General features: G+C 41.9%; 5 protein-coding genes and 2 tRNA genes. 2 read left to right on the top strand and 5 right to left on the bottom strand.

Annotation, left to right across the window (positions count from 1 at the left end; translation table 11 throughout):
• Positions 1–8 precede the first annotated feature (8 nt).
• The 3 genes from ASJ81_RS17550 to ASJ81_RS23920 form a co-directional block, all read right to left on the bottom strand.
• Positions 9–878 carry a GIY-YIG nuclease family protein gene (locus tag ASJ81_RS17550; protein ID WP_095645475.1) on the bottom strand — a complete coding sequence of 290 codons (870 nt, stop codon included), beginning with the start codon at positions 876–878 and terminating at the stop codon, positions 9–11.
• On the bottom strand, positions 878–3,019 hold the full coding sequence (locus ASJ81_RS17555; protein ID WP_095645476.1) for a type I restriction-modification system subunit M: 2,142 nt from the start codon (positions 3,017–3,019) through the stop codon (positions 878–880). The genes ASJ81_RS17550 and ASJ81_RS17555 overlap by 1 nt, the downstream gene beginning before the upstream one ends.
• Positions 3,020–3,570: 551 nt before the next feature.
• On the bottom strand, positions 3,571–3,783 hold the full coding sequence (locus ASJ81_RS23920) for a hypothetical protein (protein ID WP_245860256.1): 213 nt from the start codon (positions 3,781–3,783) through the stop codon (positions 3,571–3,573).
• Between ASJ81_RS23920 and ASJ81_RS17560 the strand changes: the two genes are divergently transcribed.
• Positions 3,754–4,314: a nitroreductase family protein gene (locus tag ASJ81_RS17560; RefSeq protein WP_394339143.1), complete on the top strand. Its 561-nt coding sequence runs from the start codon at positions 3,754–3,756 to the stop codon at positions 4,312–4,314. The two genes, ASJ81_RS23920 and ASJ81_RS17560, sit on opposite strands and share 30 nt — an antisense overlap.
• Before the next feature lie 718 nt (positions 4,315–5,032).
• Here the strand turns inward: ASJ81_RS17560 and ASJ81_RS17565 are convergent.
• Positions 5,033–5,116, bottom strand: a tRNA-Leu gene (locus tag ASJ81_RS17565).
• Between the two features lie 1,193 nt (positions 5,117–6,309).
• Here ASJ81_RS17565 and ASJ81_RS24470 point away from each other — a divergent pair.
• Positions 6,310–9,690, top strand: coding sequence for a PGF-pre-PGF domain-containing protein (locus ASJ81_RS24470; RefSeq protein ID WP_095645477.1), 3,381 nt, complete (start codon positions 6,310–6,312; stop codon positions 9,688–9,690).
• A 9-nt stretch (positions 9,691–9,699) separates the two neighbouring features.
• Here the strand turns inward: ASJ81_RS24470 and ASJ81_RS17575 are convergent.
• Positions 9,700–9,784: transfer RNA gene (locus tag ASJ81_RS17575), tRNA-Leu, on the bottom strand.
• Between the last annotated feature and the right edge of the window lie 71 nt (positions 9,785–9,855).

Consider the following 9,855-nt stretch of genomic DNA (forward strand, 5'->3'; position numbering starts at 1 on the left):
GTTGCGGATCATTTATCCACCTCAGCATCCTGAATAGACTTTAGCGTATGTCCGTCAGGAGTCTTCCAACCAGTACGGCCATTTGCTGACCTTCCTAGAAGCACACCTGCTGCAGTTGATGGAGAGATAAAAGTGTAATCTTGTGTCATTTCAAAGTACTGGCCACGGTCAACAAAGACACCCTGTTCAGCTAGTGAACGACGCATATCAGTCAAGTAGCCATGAATAGACTTCGTCTCGCTCTTAACTGCCTGTGAACCTGCCCGCACGACAAAACCTGTACTAGCTTCATATCCATTGCCCTTTACACCCTTAGCGTTCAATATAAATTCGAGAGTAGTCTGTGTGGGAGCAGGTGCTTCATCAAAATACCCATATCCCAGCACTGGCAGGCAAAGCAGGACGTCCGCAAGAAATCCTTCTGCCTCAGCCGTGTCTGCTTCTGAAAGCGAAGGGGGTTGCGGTGTGTTGGTATTATCTAATACACACCTTTTTGCAACCTTTGCCAAATCGATAAGACGGTATTCAAGAAACTGTATGTGAGCTTTATTCAAGTTCTGGTCCTTGCTAGTAAAGGCTACTGCTTGTGTCCAGAAATCTTTATTTTTCGCATGCTGTTCAAGTCTTGGGCCAACTGGATCTCCTTCACCGACATAGACACGGGGAAGCTGAGATTTTTCATCGGGCCCAACTAGAATATATACCCCCGTGTGTCCCAGCTCAGTACGTGCACGGGTCTCAGCAAACAGTGATCTTGGAATGACAAGTCCTCTGCCAGTCCAGTTTGACTTCTCTACAGTCTTGACACCATCAGGATCGCCTTCCGGAAGGAACAGGCGCACAGAGAATCCCTTTGGTCTTTCCCTGCTGTTGATCATTATCCACCTCTCCCGATGATCTCGTCCAGCAGCCCATCGGTCTCTTTCTCAAGCGCCAGAATATCTGCACGGATTTCCTCAAGAGAACGCAGCGGCTGTGGTTTGTAGAAGTAGCGGGTAAAGCTTATCTCATACCCTGTTTTAATGCTGCTCTCGTCGATCCAGGCGTCTTCTGCATAGGGAAGCACCTCACGCCGGATAAAAGCCTCTATGCCTCCTTCCTCGAGCAGCGGCACCTGTTCAGTATCACGAAGTTCGGTATCAGGCTCATACTCTCCCACACAGAGCTTGCCGTTCACAGTTGTTTCAAAGCGGCCATGCAGAGGATCAGCTTCAGCTTTTCCTGGTTTATGCACCTTTTTGATAACAGGTACAGCCAGCTCGTTTTTCTGGGCAAGGTTGTTCTGTAAAATCTTTAGCCGTTTGGCTGTAAGTTTAACTCCTGACTTGCTCGCCAGGGTCTCGACAGAAGAGAGGAAAGTATTGAAATCATTATGTGGGCCTGGGCCAAGCTGAGCTGCAGCCGTATCGATAAGTGTGGCAAGCTGCTCTTCTCCGGCATCAATACAGGTTTTTCTGAAGTTGGCGGTTACGTCCGGTGTGAGATAAACAGCAAGGCGCAGAGGCCTTTCGACTGTCACTTTCCAGTACCCAAAAGCAGCGTTCGGGAAGATTTTAGATTGTTCGGATTCTTCAAAAGCAAGGAAAGTATCACAGATCTTCTGGATATCCTCGTCAGATAGCTCACAGTTTTTCTTACCCAGGTTCTTGCGAAGAGGCACATACCACTGTGTTGCATCGATAAGCTGAACTTTGCCCTGTCTGTGTTCTGGTTTACGGTTTGTGAGCACCCAGATGTAGGTCGCAATGCCTGTGTTGTAAAACATGTTCAAAGGCAGGGCAACAATTGCTTCCAGCCAGTCATTTTCAATGATCCACCTGCGAATATTGCTCTCACCCTGGCCTGCATCGCCAGTAAAAAGCGAAGAACCGTTGTGAACTTCAGCAATTCGGCTTCCAAGCCTGGTATCATGCTTCATTTTTGAGAGCATGTTGACCAGAAATAGCATCTGCCCGTCGCTGGAACGTGTAAGTAACGAGTACTCCGGATCGCCTGCATGCTCTATAACAAAACGCGGGTCTTTAATGCCGTCTTTTCCGCCCATCCTTTCCAGGTCGCTCTTCCAGCTCTTACCATATGGCGGGTTTGAAAGCATAAAGTCAAACTCACGGGCCGGAAAAGCATCGTTAGCAAGGGTCGAATACTCAGGTCCTCCAATAAGGTTGTCTGCTGCATCACCTTCACCCTTGAGCAGAAAATCGGCTTTGGCAATGGCATAGGTTTCGGCGTTGATCTCCTGACCGTACAGGTGTGTTGCAACCTGCTTGTCGTGTTCTTCTGCAAGCCGTTTCAGTTCTTCTTCAGCAACGGTCAGCATGCCGCCGGTTCCGCAGGCTCCGTCATAAAGCAAATATGTGCCTGATTCAATCCTGTCAGCTACCGGAAGGAAAATCAGTCTCGCCATAAGCTTTACAGCATCGCGTGGAGTCCAGTGCTCACCTGCCTCTTCATTATTTTCTTCATTGAAACGCCTTAAAAGTTCCTCAAAGATCGAACCCATACCGTGGTTGTCAAGTCCAGGGTGCTTCACCGAGTCATTGCCGTTCATAACAGGGTCAGGACTCAGGTTGATCGACGGGTCAAGAAACTTTTCGATCAGCTTACCGAGCACATCAGCCTTGGAAAGCCGTGGGATCTGGTTTCTGAACTCAAAATTGTCCAGGATATCCTGGACATTAGGAGAAAAGCCGTCAAGGTAAGCTTCAAAGTCAGCTTTTAGCTGCTGCTGGCTTGCTCGGGAACGCAGGTCCCGCAGGGTAAATTTTGACGTGTTATAGAAAGCCTGCCCTGCAGCCTGACGCAAAGGCTGATCCTGGTTCTTTATGTCTGCCCTGTCAAGAGCTGCCTTCATATCGAGAACAGACTGTTTTGTAGGCTCAAGCACCGCATCCAGGCGTCTCAGGACAGTCATCGGAAGGATTACGTCACGGTACTTGCCACGAACATAGAGGTCTCGCAGAACATCGTCTGCAATTCCCCATATAAAATTAGTGATCCAGTTTAAGTCGTTTTCAATCATTTTTTCAGCCTTGAAGTTGTGCTCAATCTGTGTTTTCCAGGATTTCAGTTAGCCCTTGATGCTACTGTTATCAGGATTTTCTATTCAAATATGTGTAATAACCGTTTTAACTTTTTCTTTATTTACCGATTTGTGCTGTGATTATACCAAACAGGAATAACCAAAATTCTTAACTCAACCTTTCAGGATGCCTTGTATACATTAGAATAAAATTTAAATAGAATCAAAATTGATACTATGGTACAGACCCAATCGGCTAGGGTCTTCTTTCACAATTGGAACAGGCTTTCATCACACCTGTTCTATCTCAAGCCAGGGAGGGCATGTTTCACCCGCCCATCTACCTTTTGCGTTTCTAAAACTGCTCGCAACCATTGAAAACTCAGCAAAGAAAATGGTATGTTTGGTACTGTATAACCTACAAATATTTTCCTAATGGGACTTACGCATTTGACTGAAAAATCAGTATGCTTTAAACCTTCAACTATCTAAAACATACACATAACAGCAATGTCGATTGTGCTTGATTTTGTACCTCAAGTGCGTAAGTCTTATGTAAAAGAGAGAAGAATGGTATCTCTGTGCGTGAAATTCAATTCCGGTTTTATGCGACCAAGGATGTGATCTACATGAGTAAGGAAGCACCTAATCAGAAAAATGTCATATTTGACGAAATCGTTGTTGATAGGCGGTCTCATCGACGGTTCTGGCAGGAGTTCCCGGCAAAAGACGACATCAAGAGCATCATTGATGCTGGTCTTCATGCCCCTTATGCCGCCGCATCGGTGGGTAGCACAAATGATTATTTTCGGAGATTTTTCGTCCTAAAAATGGGTTCAAAATGTATGACAACCGCAGCTTCTCTCATCTTTGAAGAGGTCTCGACAATGGCTTCCAAACTTGAAATCTCTATGGAGAATGACACGCAGCTCCGTGAAAAAGCCATTGGGTTTGCAAACCGACTCGCGATGATCAAGAAACTAGGGAAGGTTCCTGGTGTTGGCACAGCTCCATACTTTATCGTCGTAGCCGAGAAGAAAGGTTTCCCTGCGGTAGAGCAGCAGTCTCTAGCACACTGTCTTGAGAACATGTGGTTGAAAGCAACAGCTCTTAACCTTGGATTCCAGTTGGTTTCTGCGACAGCTCAAATGGCTGACAATCCAGAATTCTGCGTAATGCTCGGGATTAATCCGGGTGAGTGGGCACTTAATGGATGTGCAGTGGGATATCCAGCCGATGAATTGTCCCCTTCTATCCTTCCTTCAGTCGATGAGGTCACACGTTGGTTGGAATGAAACTCAAATTTACGCTGGCGCACCCTTTATTCTCTGAGAAGCCTGTGTCCCTACTAGCAGCTTAAGTGCCAGAGAGAGCAAAATCAAGCATGTTTTTATTTCGACAGCTTATATTTAGCCTCAAAAACCATGTGGCTTTGGTGGCACTATGCATAAAACCTTCAGAGAATTTAGCGGTAAAACCTTCATGATCGATGAATTAAGAGCCTATCCGAAAAATCAGTAATGCAGATTGAAAACTCACATTAGGTCTATAATATCAGTGTATCCATTCCGGTTTTGCGTATTGCATATCGTAACAGTTATAGCAGGTAACCACTTTTCGGATGGGCTTTAAGCGGGTTGTCCCTATGAATCTGAAACGTCACGGATTCTACGCAGTTGACGAGTTCCTGAACGATAAACACAGGTTTTTCAAAGAGAAAAAGAGAACCAAATGTGCTAAATAGTCAGCCAGTCTGTCAATTTATAGGTATATAGCACAACACCCAACGGCGAAAAATGTCGAATTTTTTTCTAGCGGTCAACTTCCATCTATCTATTAGTCTTATAACTATATGATAAATATAATGGTAAACAGTATAGAAAACTTTAGTGGCTGGAAGAATACAGTACCCTTGACCGACTTGCTTGCAGCGACTTAAAAAAAATGAAATAGAATTAGATAATTTGAACGAAAACAAGAGCCTAAAAGAGATAGAAATCTTAATAAGTTTAGTGCGGGAGAAGGGATTCGAACCCCTGAACGTCTGCACGAACAGATCTTGAGTCTGCCACCGTTGACCGTGCTGGCAACCCTCGCATATTGAAGGGAAGATTTTTATTTTTGCCTGTTCTTATCGACTCTGGTCCAAAATCCAGTGATTTTTGCATTTTTCGATTGAAACACTGAATTTGCGGGAAGAATTCTTTCTTCTATAAACTCACTATTCGATATCTAAAGACTTCAATCAAGAGGATGTATTCAAAGGATTGTGTCCATTTTCAAAATCTAGTGATTTTTAATTCTACGTTCATCACTGGATTTTGGTACTGAGTCTTCTTATCTCTTTACTTTTTGTTCTTTCGCTTGGGTTTACTTCTTGCTTTTGTTTAGTCCTGTATGCCCGTTCTTAAGTTTATTAGGTGCGAAAGGCAGTTGCATAATATTTAGACCCTTCAAAAGATGATTAGTTTTTTAAGGGTTATTAAGCCTTATTTGCACAATTAAAATGGTTTTAGCCCTTCTCTAACTAAAATACATTCATTAAACAATTTTTTTTCTATTTAGGGGGTTTAAGTGCTCCAATTAATTGATTAAACATCTTTTTTCTTCGCTTTCACATTGAATTTTGTATGGATGAAAAATGACATCATATGCCTTAGTTATATATAAACATAAATTGTGAAAGCATAAAGTGTTTATCTCACTCGTTTCTCGATTTTAAAGATTATTACAGGTCATTTCTCTAAAAAATTAGTTTTTAGAGTGTACCTTTGTTGAGGAAATTCAAAATGCATATCTATTGTCCAAAATAAGTATCCCATATCCTTAGTTTTAACACTGATTTGGAAGGACCCTAATAATATTGCATTTGTTTTAGACTTGATAAATTAATTCTATGTAACCGGAGTATTTTCAAAGGAATTCTCTTAAAATCGTGTTTCTGATCCTGCAAAAATCTAAAACCTTATTGAAATAATATATGAGTTAGTTCTCCTGAAATTTAACAATTACTTTACGAAATTTTTTCTTTTATACTAAAACCTGGGTAAAAAACAATTACTTTTTATCTTATCATATGGGCATTTTTTAGAATTATCTACTCTTTAACTGTAAATTGTATTTTCTATTATTGAGTGAGTTAACAGCTCTGTTTCTTTAATAACTCTAAACTATCGTAATATTTTGATTGCCCTGGAAGTTACAGGTTAAAATTAGAAGGAAAGATTTAAAGAATATTGTGATGTAATCAGTATTAATATTTTTTAATGATGATTGATGAAGGAAAATAAATGGCAAGTAGAGAAAGACTGCATTCTATACCTTTAACAGCATTAGTCTTATTTTTTTTAATTCTTGGCTCATCTGGGGCATCGGCTGGAACAGAAACTCAGCTCACACATAATGCGCTATTAACTGATTCCACAGCAATCTATGGTAATATAGTTACATGGTCAGAAACTGCTGGGAATGGTGTACACGTATATGATATAGCTGCCGGAAAAGAAATAAATGTGGGAAGCACAGGGGGAGGTAATGTTCGTGTATGTGGTAATAATATCATATGGGCTGACATGGATGGAAATATTAGGGTGTATGATGTTTCTACCGATAACTGGACTACAATATCCTCGGATGGTGACCTCCCTGATATTTACGGAAACTATGTAGTATACACTAAATATTATTATATTCAAGATCAGAAAAATGATGGTATTTATCTGTACGACCTCAATACTCACAATGAAACTAAGATCGCCAGCGTCCACGGCTATCCTGCCATATATGATAAGAAAGTTGTATGGTCTCAAGCTAATAGTAACAATGGTTATGACATTTACAAGTATGATATATCTACTAACCAGACAAGCATAATAACAACTGCAGACAGCTATGTATCCAAACTCGACATCTACGGAAATGTCGTAGTATGGACAGAATCGTACAAAGTATATATGTATGATATGGCTTCACATAAAACAACTCAGGTCACCAATACTGGAAATGCATATGATCCTGCAATAGACGGCGATAGGATAGTATATACATTAAGTGAATCTCATAGCAGTGACATCTACATGTATGAAATATCCACTGCCAGGACAAACCGCATAACAACCAGTACCAGGGCGTTTAGTCCATCTATCTATGAAGATAAAATCATATATGCAGATCTTCGCAATCCGGAAAACCCGGATGTTAGAGACATTTTTCTATATGACCTCTCATCAACAGTACAAAATCCGCTTGTAGCTGAATTTACCGCGAACGTAACTTCTGGAACTGCACCTTTAGTTGTGTTATTCACTGATACAAGCACTGGAGGAGTCCCAACTTCCTGGCATTGGGACACTGGAGACGGCATTTACTCAAAGCATACCATGAATGCAACCCATACTTTTACGAAGCCAGGGAGTTACACAGTAAGTCTTACTGTAGGAAATGCTGTGGGTAATAGTACAGCGACAAAGCCAAATTACATAGTCGTTACAGACCCAAATGCTCCAGTTTCAAACTTCAATAGTAGCGTTACCGAGGGCTATGCTCCCCTGACGGTACAGTTTAATGACATATCTCAAAATGCAATGTCAAGAGTATGGGACTTCGATAGTGATGGAAAAGCAGACTCAACTGAGGTAAGTCCTGTTTATACATATACAACACCAGGAACCTATACTGTTAACCTGACAGTAAGAAATGCTTACGGTACTACCTCAAAAACTGGTACAATAACTGTACTTACAGAAAATGGTCCCAACATTGGCACTGAAACCCGGATTACCACCAGCGAATTAGCATCCCATCCTGATATATATGATAACAGAATAGTGTGGCAGGATTTTCGCAACGGAAACTACGATATCTACATGTACGATCTATCCACTTCCAAGGAAACTAGAATCACTACCAATGAATCAAATCAGATATATCCTGCAATCTACGGTGATAGAATAGTGTGGCAGGATGATCGTAATGGACAATACGACATCTACATGTATGACATCTCTACTTCCACGGAAATTCGAATCAGTACCTATGAATCAGATCAAGACCATCCTGGTACCTACGGTAACAGACATCCTGATATCTACGGTGAAAGGATAGTCTGGGATGATTATCGAAATGGACTTCCGGATATTTACATGTACGATCTCTCCACTTCTAAGGAAACTCAAATTACCACCCATGAGTCAAACCAGGAGTTTCCAGCTATCTATGGTGATAGAGTAGTATGGCAGGACCGCCGCAAAGGAGTCTCTGACATGTACATGTATGATCTCTCCATTTCCAAGGAAACTCAAATAAACTCCAACGGAAAAGCAACATTTTTCCCTGAGATCTACGGTAATAGGATAATGTTGATTAATTATCACAATGGAAGCGGGGATAGGGATATTTACATGTATGATCTCTCCACTTCCAGGGAAACTCAGATTACTAACAGTGGATCAGCTGATTCTCCTGCGATCTATAGTGATAAGATAGTGTGGGAAGATAAGCGCACTGGGAACTGGGATATCTACATATACAATCTCGCCACTTCCAAGGAAACTCAGATTACCAACGATGAGTCAAATCAGGAGTCTCCAGCTATCTATGATAATAGGATAGTGTGGCAGGACCGCCGCAAAGGAGGATCGGATATCTACATTTGTACCATCTCAAAGGAAAAAACGAAACCGATAATACCTGCAGTAGACTTCAGCGCCAATGTTACAAGCGGCTATACTCCTCTTTCCGTCCAGTTTACTGACTTGTCACAACACTCAACATCAAGGAGCTGGGACTTTGGAGATGGTGCGACTTCAACCGAGCAGAACCCACTGCATACTTATTCTGCAGCAGGAACCTATGCTGTTAACCTGACAGCAGGCAATGCGAATGGCACTTCCCTAAAAACTGCCCAAATAACTGTCCTAGAAACAAGCAGTGAAAGCAGTGGAGGAAGTAGCCACAGCAGCAGTGGAAGCAGCGATGGCGGCGGTGCAGGCGGTTCCCCTGAACCTGCAAAGAATGTCCAGATAAAAGAACTTTCACAGGCATTTGTTACAAATGAAAAAACTGTAAAGTTTGATTTCCCAAAGAATGCAACCTGTGTTGTGTATGTGAGCTTTGATTCAAAGAAAACCTTTGGCAAGACCACAACAATTGCCGAACAGCTCAAAGGGAAATCAACTCTGGTTTCCAAACTGCCTTATGGAGAAGTTTACAAATCCTTTAACATCTGGGTTGGGAATGGAGGGGTTGCAACTTCAAAGAACATTGAAAATCCAGTTGTCTGTTTCAAGGTTGAAAAATCCTGGATAAATGATAAAAAGATCAATGAGGATTCAATCACTTTAAACAGGTATAGTGATAAAAAGTGGGAGCAATTACCTGTAACCCTGTCAGGCGAAGACAATAAATTCATGTATTTTACAGCCGAGACTTCAGGGTTCTCTTCGTTTGTGATAACGGGCACATCAAAAACCTCATCTGAAGAAATTGTATCGGTAATAGAGGTTGATTACCCTGAAACAATTAACAACAATACAGAGAATAAAGAACCACAGAAAGAACAAAAAGAAATCTTGAAAACACCAGGCTTTGAGATATATTACGGAGTAGCTAGCCTGCTTGTAGTACTCCTGTATAAAAAAGGTAAAAAAGGCAAAATCCAAAATTCGATGTGAAAAAGCTAGTGCGAGGGGTGGGATTCGAACCCACGAAATCCTTCGATGCCAGATCTTAAGTCTGGCGCCTTTGACCGTGCTGGGCAACCCTCGCACACTGATAAATATATTTTTATTTCAGTCGAATACCCCGCTAGCTTGCTGCGGGGATGGAAAACTTCCCCG

Origin of the sequence: Methanosarcina spelaei (genome assembly GCF_002287235.1) — an archaeon.
Taxonomy (GTDB): domain Archaea; phylum Halobacteriota; class Methanosarcinia; order Methanosarcinales; family Methanosarcinaceae; genus Methanosarcina; species Methanosarcina spelaei.